Origin of the sequence: Streptomyces sp. NBC_01275 (assembly GCF_026340655.1) — a bacterium.
In the GTDB taxonomy this organism is placed as follows: domain Bacteria; phylum Actinomycetota; class Actinomycetes; order Streptomycetales; family Streptomycetaceae; genus Streptomyces.
Genome location: NZ_JAPEOZ010000001.1, coordinates 9,156,325 through 9,172,477, shown reverse-complemented (window position 1 = coordinate 9,172,477; position 16,153 = coordinate 9,156,325). Strand labels below are relative to the sequence as shown.

Here is a 16,153-nt window from a genome sequence, read left to right as displayed (position 1 = left end):
TCACGCGGTGGCGTTCGGCCCGTCCGGCCTGGTGTGGCGCTGCTCGACCATCTCGCGGCTGAGCTGCTCGGTCTCCGCCTCGGGCAGCCGCTCGAAGCCGTCCTCGGTGATGACGGACACGATCGGGAAGATCCGGCGGCTGATGTCGGGCCCGCCGGTGGCGGAGTCGTCGTCGGCCGCGTCGTACAGCGCCTGCAGGGCGGCCAGGGACGCCTCGCGCCGGGTCATGTCGGCGCGGTACAGCTTCTTCAGCGCGCCGTGGGCGTAGGGGGAGCCGGAGCCCTCGGCGTGGAAGGGCGACTTCTCGTACAGCCCGCCGACCACGTCGAAGCTGAAGATACGGCCCCTGGCGCCCCGGGCCGCGGTGGTGTCGTAGCCCGCGAGGAGGGGGACGACGGCGAGGCCCTGCATGGCCTGGCCGAGGTTCTGCCGGATCATCGTGGCCAGCCGGCGCGCCTTCGCGCCGAGGGTCATGGGGATGCCCTCGACCTTCTCGAAGTGCGTCAGCTCCACCTGGTACAGCTTCACCATGTCCACGGCGAGTCCGACGGTGCCGGCGAAGGCGACGGCGGTGTGGTCGTCGGCCGGGTGCACCTTCTCCAGGTCGCGCTGGGCGATGACGTTGCCCATGGTGGCCCGGCGGTCGCCGGCGATCAGCACGCCGTCGCGGTAGACGAGGGCCAGCACCGTCGTGCCGTGCGGGAACCGGTCCGGGGCGGCCCGGACGCCGTCGGGGAACGGGCGGCGCGTCGGGAGCAGTTCGGGTCGGTGCACCGCCAGGAAGTCGCTGAAGGACGAGCCTCCCGGCGTGAAGAACGCGTCCGCCGGCCGACCGTCGTGCCCAGTGCCCACCATGCCACTCCCCTCGATGCCCACTCCGACACTCCCCTACCTACCTGCACCCGGCGGCCGGGAAACACCTGTACGGCCCACCGGTTCCCGGCGGCGCGCACCGGGGCTCGCGGACGGCGGACCGGGACGGCGGTGGCAGACTCTGTCGTGTGTCACTGACCTTCGACGATCTGCTCCTGCGCGCCCGCTCCCTCGCCGGGGACGGCCGCCGACGCGCGCTGCTCGGCATCGCCGGCAGTCCCGGCGCGGGCAAGACGACCCTCGCCGAGCGTCTGGTACGGGAGTTGAACGGCGCCGGGGAGCCGTGGGTCGCGCACATCCCCATGGACGGCTTCCATCTCGCCGACGCCGAGCTGGACCGCCTCGGCCGCCGCGACCGCAAGGGCGCGCCCGACACCTTCGACGCGGCCGGGTACGCGGCCCTGCTCCGACGGCTGCGAGAGGAAGGGGACGGCGACGACCTCGTGTACGCGCCCGGCTTCGAACGGGTGCTGGAACAGCCGATCGCGGGCGCGGTGCCGGTGCCGCCGACCGCCCGGCTGATCGTGACGGAGGGCAACTACCTCCTGCTCGGCGCCGGCGCGTGGACGCGGGTGCGGGCCGCGCTGGACGAGGTCTGGTTCTGTGAGCTGGCGGAGGACGAGCGCTTGCGCCGACTGGTCGCCCGGCACGAGGAGTTCGGCAAGGCGCACGAGGAGGCGGTGGCGTGGGTGCTGCGGACCGACCAGCGCAACGCCGAGCTGGTGGCGACGACGCGGGACCGGGCGGACCTGGTGATCCGCCCGGGGTGAGCGTCAGGCGTCGGCCGCGGTCAGCGTCAACTCCGGTTCTCCGTAGGCGTCTTCGCCGCCGAGGACGGCCGTGAACGCGTCCGTCCGCACGGTCAGCCCCGCCGCGTCCCGCCGCACCGACACCGTGAGCGGCTCCTCGGTTCCGTAGCGCACCGCGAAGACGTGCAGGTCGTCCGGCGCGTCCGCGATCGGGTCCGCCTCCAGCGCCGTGGAGCCGACCAGGTGGAGCCAGCCCTCGTCGGGGTTTCCGTAGCCGCGCGGGTCGGCGGCGAGGGCGAAGGCGGCCTGTTCCTGGGTGAGTTCGGCGCGGGCGTCGAAGTACTCCACGCCCTGTGCCGCGGGGTGGGTCAGGCGCACCGCGCCCGCCGAGGACACGGCCGCCCGCGCGATACGCCGGACCCGGTCGCCGTCGTCCTCGGCGTACGGCAGGCCGGCCAGCAGGTACGGGGTGCCGGTGAGGCGTTCGACCGCGACCGCGGTCCACAGGGTCGTGCCGTCGGTGACGTACAGGGAGCGCACATAACGAAGGACGTGGTCGCGGCCGACGACCGGCTTGGTGACGAGCTTGGCCGTCAGGCCGTCGGCGTGGACGTCGCGCACGCGCACCTCGCCCATGGGGCGGCACAGCAGGAAGCCGTCGGTGACGGGTCCGAAGCCGTGCTGGCGGTTGACGGCGGCCGCCAGCCAGTAGGCGCCCGCCGCCTCGACGACCGCCGGGGTCAGGTGGTCGTCGAAGGCCACCGAGACCGTGCCGGCGCGCAACTGGTGCCGTGCGGAGCCGCTCGCGGGTGTGCGGGTCCAGGGCGTGGTGTCCTGGATCTGCCAGACCAGCATCCACGCGAAGTGGCCGTCGACCCCGCCGTCCGGCTTGACCGCGTGCCGGGCCCAGCGGCTGTCGCCCCGGTAGCGGCCCAGGTCGGAGCCGATCCGGGCGCCGAAGTACCGCAGGCCGAGCACCGACTCGAAGGCCGAGTGCTGCTCGCTGTAGCGGGGGCCGCCGTTGTCGAAGCCGCCGCCGGTGAGGCGGGCGTCGATGTACCGGGCGAGCGCGTCGCCGTCCTCGGCGAACACCTCCTCGCCGCTGACCCGGTGGGCCTGGGCGAGGAAGGACAGGGAGATCGGGCCGTAGTTGTTGTCGTACGCGCCGCCGTGCTCGGGCGGCAGCAGCGCGCCCCGGTCGCGGACCCGGTGGGCGCGGATCTTCTCGGCGTACAGCTCCAGCGCCCGCGCCCGGACCGGCCCGCCCTCGTCCGGGGGCAGATGGCGGGCCAGCATCAGGCCGCCCACGACGCAGCCGATCGCCTGGTTGCCGGCCTCCTGCGGGTTGAAGAAGGTCGCCTCGGTCAGCCAGCGCCAGTAGCCGTGCGCCACCTCCAGCAGTTCGGCGCGCCGGCCGTCGTCGACCAGCCCGTCCGCCGCGTCGAGCACGTTCACCGCCTGGAGCAGCGCCCACGCCGTGCTCGGCCAGTCGCCGATGGGGTGCGCGCCGGCTTCCAGGACGTAACGGGCGTACGGCAGACCCGAGCCGCGGACCTTCAGGTTGGGGTAGCCGGGGTTGTCGTCCCGGTAGACCCGCTGGTCCAGGTGGAAGGCGAGGCTGCGGCGGACCGCCTCCGGCAGGCGCGGGTCCTTGGTGCGCTCCCAGGCCAGGGCGAGGAGGGAGGTGATGCCGAGGGAGGTGTCGCCGATGTCGTCCGTGCAGTCGGGGTGTTCGAGGCTGCCGTCCGGCGTGAGGCGGGCCAGGGCCTGCTCGGCGACGTCGGCGAGGACCGCGTCGTAGGCCTCGGCTGTGTCCGGCAGGTCGTGCAGCGGGCCGCGCTGGTGCGTGAGGTACAGGGGTGGGGGCGTGAGGTGCACGGGGATCAACCCTTCATGCCTGGGGTGGCCATGGCGTGGATCGTCGGGGTCACACGACGGGTGCGGGCCGGCGGGCGTGCAGTGCGACGGTCAGTGTGTGCGGGCCATGTCCACCGATGTAGACGCGGTTCCCGGTCGTCGCGTCGGTGCCGCCCGCCACGGTGTAGTCCTGACCCGGGTCGTACCGCAGTACGTCGCTGCGGTCCGGCCCGGCGAGCGGTTCGCCTGCCTCGATGTCGGCCTCGACCCGGATCTCGTCGTCACCGACCCGGTAGGTCATCGGCCCGGTCGTCAGGCACCAGCGTCCGTCGCCGATCGGTACGGCGCCCTCTGGCACGCCGCCCGGCCGGAAGGTCAGTTCGAGGGCCCAGGGCACCCGTGGTCCGCTGATGTCGATCCGCAGGTCGGCGCCGTCGTCCCTCAGGTCCACCTCGACGCGGGTCGTGTGTGAGACCTCGTCCCGAGGCCGGTCCGGGAAGGCCATCGCGGCCGAGAAGCGTCCCTCGTCCACCAGCCGGTAGACGCCGTCGTCCCGCCGCTGGTCCGTCGGAAGCGGCTGGTAGTAGGCGGCCGTGAGGGTCTCGGTGAGCCGGTGGCGGCTGTCGGCGAGGCGTTGCATGCCGGCGGCGCGGAACGGGCCCAGGTCGAAGAACCCCCGCGAGAGACGGACCGCGTCGAGGACGGCGTCGCCGGCGAACAGACGCAGGAAGGTGGGATTGCAGGCGAGGCCCGAGCGGATGCGCCGGTGCTCGGGCACGTCGGAGCCGCCGTACACCACCGTGTGCGCGGTGGCGGAGGCGCGTGCGGCGAGGCGTGCGGTGGTGAGGTACCGGTCGCGCGGAAGTGTCTGCGCGGCCGGGGCCGGCAGGGCGCGGCCCAGGTCCGGGGTGAGGAGGGTCTGGGCGAGCAGGTCGGGGTCGTCGATGCCGCCGGCGGCCGCCAGCCGCGCCGCCCGGGCGAAGTCGCCCCGGCCGGTGCGGATCGCGAGCAGCCGGTAGTGCGGCAGGTAGGGCGCCAGCGGGAACGGGTGGTTCTGGTCCTGCCGTCGCGAGTGGACGGTCTCCACCGTGCCGTCCGGCCTGATGAGGTCCAGGGTGGTGGCGAGGTTGCGTTCGACGGCGTCGAGCAGGTCGGCGCGGCCGAGGACCTCGGCCAGCAGGATCAGCGACGGGTTGGAGACGTGGGTCGCGTAGACGGCGCTGCGTTCCGAGTACAGGCCCTCCGCGTCGATGTCGACGCCCTCGGCGAGCCACTCCTCGACGCGGCCGAGCAGCCGGTCGTCCGGGAACGACCGGTGCAGCCGGGCCAGCGCCGCGCACAGCTCCCAGCGGTGGTTCGGGGTGTGCACCCCACCCGTCAGGAGACTGCCGGAGGCGGCGCCGGCGATCTCGGCGAGCGCGGCCGTGACCTCGCGCAGTTCCGGCCCCGCGGCGGCGGCGAGGACGTGCGCGTCGCACACGTCGTTGACGGTGAAGGCGGAGTCCGGCGGTGACTGCACGTTGTCGCCGCCGGCGAAGAGGCCGGTGGTGGCCTGCGCGGCCCGCAGGGCGCGGAGATGGGTCATCGCGGCGGCGACGGCCTGCCCGCTGCCGTGCAGTGCCGAGTCCGGGGAACGGTACGCCGCGACCAGAGTCTTCACCCGGCGTGCCAGAGCGCGGTGGGTCGCCCCGGCGGGTTCCTCGTCGGGGCAGGCCGCCTGCGGGGCGGCCTGCCGGTCGGCGGCACGGGCCGCCGCGCGGACGAACTCGTGGTCGAGCGGGGTGGGCACGGTCAGTCCTTCAGTCCGGCATTGATGTCGGCGCCCATGACGTAGCGCTGGAAGACCAGGAAGATCAAGATCAGCGGGATCATGGAGATGACCGATGCGCCGAGCAGTACCGACCAGTTGATGTTCTGCGCGCCGACGATGCTCTGGATGCCGATCTGCACGGTGAACTTGTTGGGGTCGTTGAGCATCAGCAGCGGCCAGATGTAGTCGTTCCACCGCCACTGGAAGGACAGGATGGCGAGGGTCAGCATGATGGGCCGGGAGAGCGGCACCATGATCCGCAGGAAGATCGACAGTTCGCGGGCGCCGTCGATGCGTGCGGCTTCCACGAGTTCGTCGGGAACCGTCAGGAAGAACTGGCGGAACATGAAGCATCCGGTCGCGGTGAGCACCGCCGGGAGGATGATGCCGGCGAACGAGTTGTAGAGGCCGAGGTTGCGGACCACCAGGAACTCCGGGGCGAGCATGACCTCGGACGGGAGCATCGTGGTGGCCAGGATGCAGATGAAGAAGACCTTGAGCCATTTGTTGTCGTACTTGGCCAGCGCGTACCCGGTGCAGCAGCTGACGCCCACCGTGAGGACCGTCGTGATCACGCACACGATGGCCGTGTTGACGAAGTACTGGGAGAAGTTGGCACTGCGCCACGCGGTCAGGTAGCCCGACAGGGTGGGGTTGTGCGGAACCAGCGTCAGCGGATAGGAGAACAGGTCGCTGGCCGGCTTGAGGGAGCTGAGGATGAACCACAGCACCGGCAACCCGTACAGGCACGCCAGGATCCACAGCAGTGTCGTCGGGGCCACCGCCCGCCGGAGCCCGCCGCTGGCCGCCCCGCGGGGCCGCTTCTTGGAGGCGGGCCGTCCGGGATCGGCGTCGACCGGGCGTGGCATGTCTGTGGTTGTCATCGGTTCTCCACCCGCCGGTTGACGATCAGCTGGACGATCGCGACGGCCATCAGGATGAGCATGAGCACGAATGACGCGGCGCTCGCGTAGCCGATCTGGCCCCGTTTGAAGCCGGTCTCGTAGATGTACTGGACAAGCAGGTTGTTCGACGTGCCGGGTCCGCCGTTGTTGAGGGCGACGAACACCGGGTATTCCTTCATCGCGTTGATCGTGTTGAGCAGGATCACGATGAACGAGGTGGGCGCGATGCTCGGCAGCGTGATGCTGAAGAACTGGCGCCAGGGGCCGGCGCCGTCGAGCGAGGCCGCCTCGTAGTACGACACCGGCACGTTCTTGATCGCCGCGATGAACAACAGCATCGAGAACCCCGTCCAGGCCCAGGATGCCGCCATCACCACCACGATCAACGACAGGTCCGCGTTCGACTGCCACGGAACGGCACTTCCGCCGAGCTTCTCGATGACGTAGTTGACCAGTCCGAAGTTCTCACCGAACAGCCACCGCCACAGGACGCCCACGACGATGGGCGACAGAAGCCAGGGGATGAAGAAGATGACGCGGGCGACCGACGCACCCTTGGCGTGCTTGCTCACCAGCAGGTTCGCGGTGAGCAGCGAGACCGCGAAGTTCAGCGGCACGAAGAGCACGGCGTACAGCAGCGTCCGGCTCAGCGCGTCGTAGAAGGTGGAGTCCCCGAACAGGTTGTGGTAGTTGTCCAGTCCGATGAACTGGAACGCCCCCACACCCGTGTAGTTCGTGAAGGAGTAGACGAGCCCGATCACCGCCGGCCAGACGAAGAACAGTGAGAAGAGCACGACATTGGCCGCGATGAGGACGAGCGGCGCAAGCGTGTACTTACTGCGTCTCCTGGGCGGGCTCGCGGACACGTCCGAGGCGCGTTTTGTCATCTTCCTGACTCCGTGCTGGTGGAATGGATTGCTGTCGGCTCAGGTCATCAGCCCGGCATCACGTGGGCGCCCAGGGCCGGGCGGCGGCGTCTCGACCCCGCCGCCCGGCCCTCTGGCCCACGATCAGCCGCCGACCTGCTGGTTGTAGCCGGCCACGATGTTCTCCAGGGCCTTGTCGGCCGACTGCTGGCCGTTGATCGCCTTGCCGAGCTCCGTCTTGGTCGGGTCCTCGGTGAGGCTCTTGCCCTTCAGCACCCAGTTCGTCTGCGCGCCGTTGAAGTAACCCGAGATCGGGGCGTAGAGCGGGATCGACTCGTTGTACAGCTTGAACGCCGCCTGCGCCGCCGCGGACTTGAAGGGGTACTTCGGGTTCAGACCGCTCTCGACCGGCAGGAACCCGGACGCCTCGCACAGCGCCTGGTAGTGGGCCGGCTCGTACAGCCAGGACAGGAACTTCGTCGCGGCGGTGGCCGCGTCGGCGTTGTTGTTGAAGCCCACCGTCATGCCGCCGCTGTTGACGTCGCTGGCCTGCACCGGCTGGGCCGGAGTCGGGACGCTCGCCCACTCGAACTTCTTGATGCTCTCCGCGAAGGCGGGAACCTGCCACACGCCGGACCAGTAGGCGACCACGTCACCGCTCTGGAACATGGCCGACGGGTCGGCGCCGCTGGTCCACACCGACTTCGGCATGGTCTTGTCGTCGTTCCATCCGACGAAGGTGTTCACGGCCTTCTTGGTCGCCGCGTCCACCGAGAACTTGCCGGAGGAGTCCGCGTGGACGTACTGCCCGCCCATCTCGTACACCATGGCACGGAGCCGGGACGGCGACTGGTCGAACGTCAGGGAGTACTTGGCGCCGGCCTTCTCCCGGACCTCGTCCGCCGCCTTGATGAAGTCGGTCCAGGTCCAGGTCTTGTCGGGCGAGGTCGGGAAGGAGACGCCGGCCTTCTCGAAGAGCGACTTGTTGATGTACAGGCCGGACGCGGTGACGTCCGAGGGGATGGCCAGCACCTTCCCGGACGAGTCCTTGGCGATGAAGTTGGCGTTGATCTTGTTGGTCTTGTTGTCGGCGATGGACTTGAGGTCGATCAGCTTGCTCGACCAGATCGGGTCCAGCGCCGGGACGGCCGCCACGTCGGGCAGGGAGTTCGCCTGCGCGGCGTTGTGCAGCTTCGTCGTGTAGCCGTCGTAGGGGATGTTGACGAGCTTGACGTTGACGCCGGTTTCCTTCTTGTACTGCGCCACCATCTTCTTCCAGCCCGCGTCCTGGCCCGGAACCGTGGAGATCCAGAACGTCAGCGACTTGGAGGTCCCGCCCGAGTCGGATCCCGACCCGCAGGCGGAGAGCAGCAGGGCACCTGCCGTGGCCACGGCAGCGAGGGGAACCAGGCGGCCTATGCCGCCGCGGCCGAGTCGGCGGGAGCGCCGCACACCCACATTGGTCATCTTCGATCCCTTGTTTCGTCGTAGGGGACGGAGCACGGCGCCGACCGAGGCGGCACGGGTGCATTTTGCAGGAAATTCGCTTTCCGGGGGCGCGGCCTCGCCCGGCCGCGTCGTCCACGCGGGGCGAGATCCCCGGCCGTCCTGGCCGTCACCGCACGGGCACGCCCTCGTGCGGTTGCCGTACGTCGTGTACGGGCTGGGAGGCTCACCCCAAGCCGGTGTCCCGACCGACTTAGAAAGCGCTTGTCCGGACATTGGCAGACCGAGTCGGAGGCCGTCAATCCTTAGCCCCCGCGGCATCGGTCACGGTTTGGACTCCCCGGGCGACCGCGAGCCGTGCGGCGCCCGTGACGGTGCCGGAGTCCCCGACCGTGCTGCTGACCACGTCGGTGGGCCAGCTCAGCCGCGCCAGCTCGGCCCGCACACCGGGCAGGAGCTGCGGGTCCGCGCCGGTGCTGCCGCCCAGCACGATCAGACCGGGGTCCAGTACGGCGGTCACGGCGGCGGCGAGGCGGCCCACGTCCGTGGCGTGCCGGCCGACGAGGGCGCGGGCCGTGGCCGCGCCCTCCCCGGCGAGGGCGAAGAGCCGCTCGGTGGTGCGGGGGCACGGGCCGTCCGCGCGCTGCCATGCCTCGGCGGCCCGGCGCAGCAGGGAGCGGGCGCCGATGTACTCCTCCAGGGCCTCCTGGTGCGGCTCACGGCCGTCGTCCCAGGGGTAGGGCAGCCGGGACAGCTCACCGGCGGCGCCGTTCGCGCCGCGCAGCACCTGGCCCCCGACAACGATGCCGAGACCGATGCCCACGCCGATCCGCAGATAGCCGAAGGTGTGCCGACCCCGGGCGGCGCCCTCGTGCAGCTCGGCGAGCGCGGCGCAGTTGACGTTGTTCTCCAGGTGCACCGGGACGCCCTGCGGCAGGGCGACGGCCACGGCGTCGAAGACCGGGCCCGCCTTGGCGGTCGCGGGGCGCATACCGCTGCCCCGCCCGTCCCGCGTGGCGACGTCGCCGACGGCGACGACGATGGAGCGCAGCGGCACACCGTCGGGCAGCGCGGCGAGCGCCTCGCGTACGGCGTCGGCGGCGTCCTCGCGGGCGGTGGTGGCCTCGGCGAGCAGGGTGCCGTCGAGGGCGCAGCCCCGCACCCGGGTCAGGGCGGGGCCGAGGTCGACGGCGAGGACGGCTCCGGCGGCCGGCCCGAGACGGTACACGGCGGCGGAGCGGCCGGTGCCGCTGGAGGCGGTGCCGGAGTGCGCGGCGAGCCGGGCGCCCTCGAGTTCGGCCACGGCGCCGGACACCGTCGGCTTGGACAGCCGCGCCAGGGTCGCGAGCTGCGGCCGGGTCGCGCTGCCCGCCTGGGCGAGCACGGCGAATACAGCGCTCGCACTCTCGGTCAGGCGGGGGGCCGCCGCCACGTCGTGTTCCACAATTTCCCCCACACGGGTACCGGGCCGCGAGCCCGGCCGGTCGTCTCGGCGGGCTGCGGCAAATGGGATGCACCGACGTCGCGCGTTCCCGCCCCGCTACGGCCCGCAGGGGCCTCCCGGTGGTCGAGGGCGCGATTACTCTTGACGCACTGTACTTCGTTAGTTAACTTCCTAACGAACTTCACGGTACTCGCCTGCCGTGCTTCACCAGAGGCCCGTCCCGGGGCTTCCCTAGTTCATCAAGTGCGCCAACTCGCCTTCTCCCGGTCACGGTTCGCCCGCCGTCGCAGTCCGGGCCCGATATTCAGGATCGGGCCCTGGCACAACGACGAAAGAGGATCCGTTGGACTCCCCTTCCTCGCGCCCCCTCGTGGTCGGCGTCGACGTGGGCGGTACCAAGACCCACCTCCGCGCCCTCACGGGCGGACGTGTCGTGGCCGACCACCGCCGCGCCAGCGGCGGCTGGCGGCCGCACGACCCGGCCGCCGCCGCGCGCTGGCTGGCCGATCTCGTCCATGAGGCGCTCCCCGAGGGCGCACCGCCCGCCGCGCTCGCCGTCGGCGGGCACGCGTGCGAGACCCCACGCCAGTGCGCGGGCATCCGCGACGCCCTCCGAGAACTCCTGGGCGTACCCACGCACGTAGTAGGGGACGCCGAACTCCTCGTCCCCGCCGCCGGACTCGCCAAGGGGGTCGGCCTGGTCGCCGGCACCGGCTCGGTCGCGGTGGGCCGCACACCCGACGGCGATCCCGTCCAGGTGGGCGGCTGGGGCGCGGTCCTCGGCGACGAGGGCGGCGCCGCCGGTCTGGTCCGGGAGGCGGCCCGCGCCGTGTGGGCCGCGCACGACCGCGGCGAGGCCCCCGACGCCCTCGCCCACGCTCTCGTCGCCGCGTTCGACGTGCCGGAGGTCCCGGCGCTCGGCGCGGCGCTGGAGGGCGCCTCGGACGTCTCCGCCGAGTGGGGCCGCCGTGCCCCCGTCGTCTTCACGGCCGCCGCCGACGGCTCCGCGCTCGCCCGCAAGGTGATCGCGGAGGCCGGTGCGGCTCTCGCCGCGCTCGTCGTCCGGCTCTCCGCCCGCGGGGTGCCGGTCGACGACGTCGTGGTCGCGGGCGGCACCGTGCTCAACCAGCCCGCGCTGTACGAGGCGTTCGCCGAAGCGCTCGCCGAGGCGCTGCCCGGGTCGCGCCCGCGGCGGTTGGAGGTGCCGCCGGTCGAGGGCGCGGTGGCACTGGCCTGTTCTCTGCTGTGAACCGCACGCCACCCGTTCACCCGGGAGACATGCCCCGGCCGCCGGGCCATCGCGGAAGAGACACAACCCGGCCGTAGATCTTCGCTCATACGCATCATCCGGCCCACAAGTCATCAGTCATCTCTAGGCTCATGGGCCGCAGTCGATCGCACCTCCTTCCTCTGGCCGCACCGCCGAAGAACTCAAGAGAGGCACACCCATGCCGTCACCCGCCGCGCCCCACTCCCCCTCGGCCGTGAACAGGAGGCGCTTCCTCAAGGTCTCCTTCGGGGGCTCGGCGGCCCTGGTCGCCGCCCCGACACTGGTCTCCTGGCTGGGCGCCGCCGACGCCAAGGCCGCCACGAGCCCGCTGCCGTTCGTCGACGACTACAAGACGAACCTGACGACGAACCTCACGCCCGAGACCAACGCCGTGGTGCGGGTGCTCGGCGGCTTCGCCCAGGTGTGGAAGACGGGTTCCGCGTGGAACACCGGTACGCCGCTGCGGCCCGAGATCCTGCAGGCCAACGTGCGCTACTCCATAAAGATCACCACCGCCCGCACGGAGGCGCAGGGCAGGGAGGCGTTCGTCTACGACCGCCAGCACCAGAGCTACGCGATGATCGCCGGCCTGGGCCCGCTCGCCGGCCTCTACAAGGCGGGCGCCAAGGCGGTCACGTCGATCACGTCGGCGCCGGACACCACGCCCGCGACCACGATCAGCGACGCCGTGCCCGCCGACGCCCCGGCCGGTTCCGCGCTCGGCGCGGGCTCGTACACCTCGGACCTCGGGCAGGTCGCCAAGCTGGTCGACACCGTGCGCGGCCCCTACGCCTCGGGCAACCCCGGCAAGTACGCCTTCCAGTACCCGCGCCCGTGGCGCATGAACGAGGACAGCCAGGTCGTCGACACCGGGAAGACCGACGCGCTCGGCTACCCCGTGTACGACTCGAAGGTCGTCGTGGTCCCGCAGCTGCTGCGCCAGCGCGGCGCCTCCCCGGCCGACGACGGCGGCTTCCCCAGCGGGCACACCAACGCCTTCCACCTGGCGTCGCTGGCGTTCGCGTACGCCGTGCCGGAGCGCTTCCAGGAGCTGGTGACGCGCGCCCTGGAGCTGAGCCACACCCGGATCATGTCCGGCATGCACTCCACGGTCGACGTCCTGGGCGGCCGCATCATGGCCACCGCCCTGGCCGCGGCCACGCTCGCCGACCCGGCCAACGCCGACCTCAAGGCGGCCGCCCGCGCCCAGGCCCTCGCCTACTTCACGCAGGCGACCGGCACGACGGCCGACACCCTGTACTCCTACGCGCACTCCGACGCCGGCGACGCCTACGCCGACCGCGAGGCCAACGCCCGCGCCGTCGAGCCCCGGCTGACCTATGTGCTGACCCGGCACGGCCGGCAGGACCCCCTCACCGTGCCCAAGGGCGCCGAGGTGCTGCTGGAGACCCGGCAGCCGTATCTGAGCGCCGAGCAGCGTCGCGCGGTGCTGCGCACGACCGCGCTGCCCTCGGGGTACGTCCTGCTGGACGGCTTCGAGCAGTGGGGCCGGCTCAACCTGTTCGCGGCGGCGGACGGTTACGGCGCGTTCGAGTCCGACGTGAGCGTCACCCTGGACGCGGCCAAGGGCGGCTTCCACACGGCCGACGCCTGGCGCAACGACATCGAGGGCGAGGGCGGGCTGACCAAGCGGGGCTCCGGCACGCTCACCCTGACCGGGCACAACCGCTACCACGGCGGCACGGTGCTCGAGGACGGCGTGCTCGTCGCCGGGCACGCCAACGCCCTCGGTCAGGGCGATGTGCGGCTGACCGGCGGAACGCTGCGCGCCGACGCCCCGGTGCGGGTGCGCGGCGCGTGGGCGCAGGAGTCCGGCGCGACGCTGGATCTGACGCTGCGCGGGCACCACGGGCCCGTCCTCACCGTGTCCGGGCGGGTCCGGCTCGACCGGGGCGCGGTGCTGTCGCTGCGCCTGGACTCCGAGCAGCCGCCGGCCGCGGGGACGACCGTCCCGGTGATCGACGCCTCGGCGCTGCGCGGCCAGTTCGACCGGGTGGAGCTGAACTCCGACCGGCTGCGGGCCGTACCTGTGTACACGGCGGACGGTCTGTCGGTACGACTCCTGAAGCGGTAACGCCCTCCGTGGCGGGAGCTGGTGCAGAGTGGGGCCCATGAGGCCGCCGCTCCGCATCGCTCCCGCCCCCGCGCGGCCGGTGTCACCGCGGTGCGGATGATGGCGCGCGAACTGCACACGGTCCTCAAGCCCGTTCCTCCTGCCCGGGCGGCCCAGTCGCCCCCGCGTGCCCGCCGTGCGTGGCTGGTCCCGCTGCTGACGGTCGTGCTGCTCGCCCAGATGGCGGCCGCGATGGTCACGACGGCGGTGCAGCAGACCCCGACCATCGACGAACCCGTCTACGTGGCCGCGGCCGCGGAGTATCTGCACGAGCACCGCGTCCGCCTCAACCCCGAGCACCCGCCGCTGGGCAAGCTCGTCGTGGCCGTCGGGGTGGCGCTGGCCGATCCCCGGGGGACCGCCGACCTCCCCGACGACCAGGGAGCGGCGGGCCGGCGGCTGCTGTACGAGTCGGGCAACGACCCCTGGCGGCTGATGCTGTGGGCGCGGCTGCCGGTGATCGTGCTGACGCTGCTGTTCGGCCTGGTGGTGTTCGCCTTCGCCCGCGACCTCGCCGGGCCCGCCCCGGCGCTGACCGCCCTCGCCCTGTACGCCTTCTCCCCCGACGTCGTCGCGCACGGCTCGCTGGCGACGCTGGACGTCCCGGCGGCGGGCTTTGTGCTGACATCGGCGTGGCTGCTGTGGCGGGCCCGCGGCGACCGGCCGCGGCTGTGGCTGCCGCTCGCCGGGGCGGCGCTCGGCGCGGGGCTCGCCACCAAGATGAGCGCGCTGCCCGCGGTGCCCGTGCTGCTGGCCCTGGCCGTGCTGTCGCTGTGGCCGAAGCGGTGGCGCAGGGCCCTGCTGGGGGCGGCCGTCGTCGCGGCGGCCGCCGTGGCCGTCGTCTGGGCGTCGTATCTGGTGGTCGATCCCCGGCTGAGCTGGGATCCGCAGCAGGCGCAGGCCCCCGTGGTGCACGGGCTGCGCGGGCTCCTGGTCGACGTCCTGCCGTTCCCGGAGTCCTACCGGGACGGCATGCGGATCCAGTTCGGGCTGGAGAACCAGCCGTGGCAGGGCTTCCTGTTCGGGCACGTGTACACCGGCTCGCACTGGTACTACCTGCCGGTCGCCCTGACGGTGAAGACCCCGCTGGGCATGCTCGCGCTGTGGAGCGCCGGGGCCGTCGCGCTGGTGACGGTAGGGCGGCTGCGGCCCGCGGCGCCGTACGTGCTGCTCCCGGCCGGTGTGCTGCTGGCGGCGGCGATGACCGGGTCGCGGGACTTCGGGACGCGGTACGCCGTGTTCCTGCCGATGTTCCTCGCGGTGGCCGCGGGGTGCGTCCTGACGGTGCGACGGCGGTGGGTGACGGCGGTGACGGGGGCGCTGGTGGCGTTCGTCGCGGTCAGCTCGCTGCGGACGTACCCGTACTACCTGCCGTACTCCAACGAGGCGTTCGGCGGGCCCGCGCAGACGCATCTGCGGCTGCACGACTCCAACGTGGACTGGGGCCAGGACCTCGGGAGGCTGGCCGACCGGCTGCGGGAGCGGTACCCGGGCGAGCGGGTGTGGCTGGTCTACAAGGGCAGCGGGGTGCCGTCGTACTACGGCATCCACGCCTCCGATCCCCGACGGGCGCCCCTGGACGAGGTGCGCGGGCTGCTGGTCGTGTCGGACTCGGCCGCGGCCAAGGCCAGGGGGCGGCTGGCGCAGCTCATCGACTCCAGCCGGGCCGTCGACGAGGTCGGGCATTCGATCACCCTCTACCGGCGGTGAACCGCAGGCGACGGGCGTGTCCGGCGTGCTCTCGCACCCCCCTGACCGCCACGGGCCGTGAGCTATGTTGAGCTGCGTGGGAGACAAAGGAGGCGCACCGGTGCCATCGCCTCAGCAGGCACGCGCACAGGCGTCCGCGATCACCTCGGGCAAGACCGCTCCGGAGGCGGAGCTGTCCCCGACGTCCCGGCTCAGGGCGCTCTTCGACGGGCCCCGTCTGTCCCCGGGGCAACGACGGATCGCCCAGTATCTGATCGAGCACATCACCGAGGCGGCGTTCCTGTCGATCACCGACCTCGCCGAACGGGTCGGGGTCAGCCAGCCGTCGGTGACCAGGTTCGCCGCCGCGGTCGGCTTCAGCGGCTACCCCGCGCTGCGGGAGAAGCTCCAGTCGATCGCGCTCGGCACGCTGGCCGGGGGACCTGTGGCGGACGAGGCGAACCGGAGCAACGAGCTCCAGGCGGCGGTCGACGCGGAGATCGAGAACCTGGAGAACCTGCGCCGCGACTTCGCCGACCCCGATCAGGTCATCGACGTGGGCCGCAGACTGTCGAAGTCGACTCCGCTGACCATCCTGGGGCTGCGCATCTCCGCCTCGCTGGCCGAGTACTTCGCCTACGCCGCCCGCCGGGTCCATCCCGACGTACGGCTGGTGACCCGGGGCGGCAGCGTCGCCTACGACGCGCTGCTGCAGTCGCGGGAGGCGGGCGGGACCTGGGTGCTGGCGTTCTCGATGCCCCGGCACGCGCAGGAGACGCTGACGGCGGTACGGGTCGCGCGCAGCGCCGGTCTGAAGGTCGCGCTGGTGACCGATCTGGCGCTGGGCCCGGTGGCCGACGAGGCCGACGTCACCTTCGCCACCGGCACCGGCTCCCGCCTGGTCTTCGACTCCTACGCGGCGCCCGGGGTGATGGCCGCCGCGCTGCTCCAGGCCATGACCGACGCGGGCCCCGAGCGCACCCAGGCCCGGCTGGAGGAGTACGAGCAGATCGCCGAGCAGCACCAGTTCTTCCTGCGCGAATGACCGGCCGCCCCTCCTCTTCCCGCTCCTCGTCCTCCCGTCCTCCCCGTCCTCCCCCCTCCTCCGAA

General features: G+C 72.2%; 12 protein-coding genes. 5 read left to right on the top strand and 7 right to left on the bottom strand.

Features of this window, described 5'->3' with window-relative positions; genetic code table 11:
• Positions 1-855, bottom strand: coding sequence for a proteasome subunit beta (prcB, locus tag OG562_RS40355; RefSeq protein ID WP_266406923.1), 855 nt, complete (start codon positions 853-855; stop codon positions 1-3).
• Positions 856-1,001: 146 nt separating this feature from the next.
• Between prcB and OG562_RS40350 the strand changes: the two genes are divergently transcribed.
• Positions 1,002-1,643, top strand: a complete 642-nt coding sequence (locus tag OG562_RS40350; protein WP_266406922.1) for a nucleoside/nucleotide kinase family protein — start codon at positions 1,002-1,004, stop codon at positions 1,641-1,643.
• A gap of 3 nt (positions 1,644-1,646) precedes the next feature.
• Here the strand turns inward: OG562_RS40350 and OG562_RS40345 are convergent, their stop codons facing one another.
• From OG562_RS40345 to OG562_RS40320, 6 genes are all read right to left on the bottom strand, one after another.
• Positions 1,647-3,479 carry a hypothetical protein gene (locus OG562_RS40345; RefSeq protein ID WP_266409790.1) on the bottom strand — a complete coding sequence of 611 codons (1,833 nt, stop codon included), beginning with the start codon at positions 3,477-3,479 and terminating at the stop codon, positions 1,647-1,649.
• 70 nt (positions 3,480-3,549) lie between these two features.
• Positions 3,550-5,268, bottom strand: a complete 1,719-nt coding sequence (locus OG562_RS40340) for a hypothetical protein (protein WP_266406920.1) — start codon at positions 5,266-5,268, stop codon at positions 3,550-3,552.
• 2 nt (positions 5,269-5,270) lie between these two features.
• Positions 5,271-6,173: a carbohydrate ABC transporter permease gene (locus OG562_RS40335; RefSeq protein WP_266406918.1), complete on the bottom strand. Its 903-nt coding sequence runs from the start codon at positions 6,171-6,173 to the stop codon at positions 5,271-5,273.
• Positions 6,170-7,081 (bottom strand): carbohydrate ABC transporter permease, encoded by a 912-nt coding sequence (locus tag OG562_RS40330; RefSeq protein WP_266406916.1) that lies wholly within the window; start codon positions 7,079-7,081, stop codon positions 6,170-6,172. The genes OG562_RS40335 and OG562_RS40330 overlap by 4 nt, the downstream gene beginning before the upstream one ends.
• Positions 7,082-7,204: 123 nt before the next feature.
• On the bottom strand, positions 7,205-8,527 hold the full coding sequence (locus OG562_RS40325) for an extracellular solute-binding protein (protein ID WP_266406915.1): 1,323 nt from the start codon (positions 8,525-8,527) through the stop codon (positions 7,205-7,207).
• A gap of 277 nt (positions 8,528-8,804) precedes the next feature.
• Positions 8,805-9,938, bottom strand: coding sequence for an ROK family protein (locus OG562_RS40320; protein WP_266406913.1), 1,134 nt, complete (start codon positions 9,936-9,938; stop codon positions 8,805-8,807).
• 355 nt (positions 9,939-10,293) lie between these two features.
• On the opposite strand from OG562_RS40320, the gene OG562_RS40315 reads away from it, so the two are divergent.
• The 4 genes from OG562_RS40315 to OG562_RS40300 all read left to right on the top strand — a co-directional run bounded on the left by OG562_RS40315 (position 10,294) and on the right by OG562_RS40300 (position 16,088).
• Positions 10,294-11,199, top strand: coding sequence for an N-acetylglucosamine kinase (locus OG562_RS40315; RefSeq protein ID WP_266406912.1), 906 nt, complete (start codon positions 10,294-10,296; stop codon positions 11,197-11,199).
• Between the two features lie 199 nt (positions 11,200-11,398).
• A complete protein-coding gene (locus tag OG562_RS40310) occupies positions 11,399-13,315 on the top strand; it encodes a phosphatase PAP2 family protein (protein ID WP_266406910.1) in 1,917 nt (638 codons plus the stop codon).
• A 96-nt stretch (positions 13,316-13,411) separates the two neighbouring features.
• A complete protein-coding gene (locus tag OG562_RS40305) occupies positions 13,412-15,064 on the top strand; it encodes a glycosyltransferase family 39 protein (protein ID WP_266409788.1) in 1,653 nt (550 codons plus the stop codon).
• A 100-nt stretch (positions 15,065-15,164) separates the two neighbouring features.
• Positions 15,165-16,088: a MurR/RpiR family transcriptional regulator gene (locus OG562_RS40300; RefSeq protein ID WP_266406908.1), complete on the top strand. Its 924-nt coding sequence runs from the start codon at positions 15,165-15,167 to the stop codon at positions 16,086-16,088.
• The last annotated feature ends 65 nt before the right edge of the window (positions 16,089-16,153 follow it).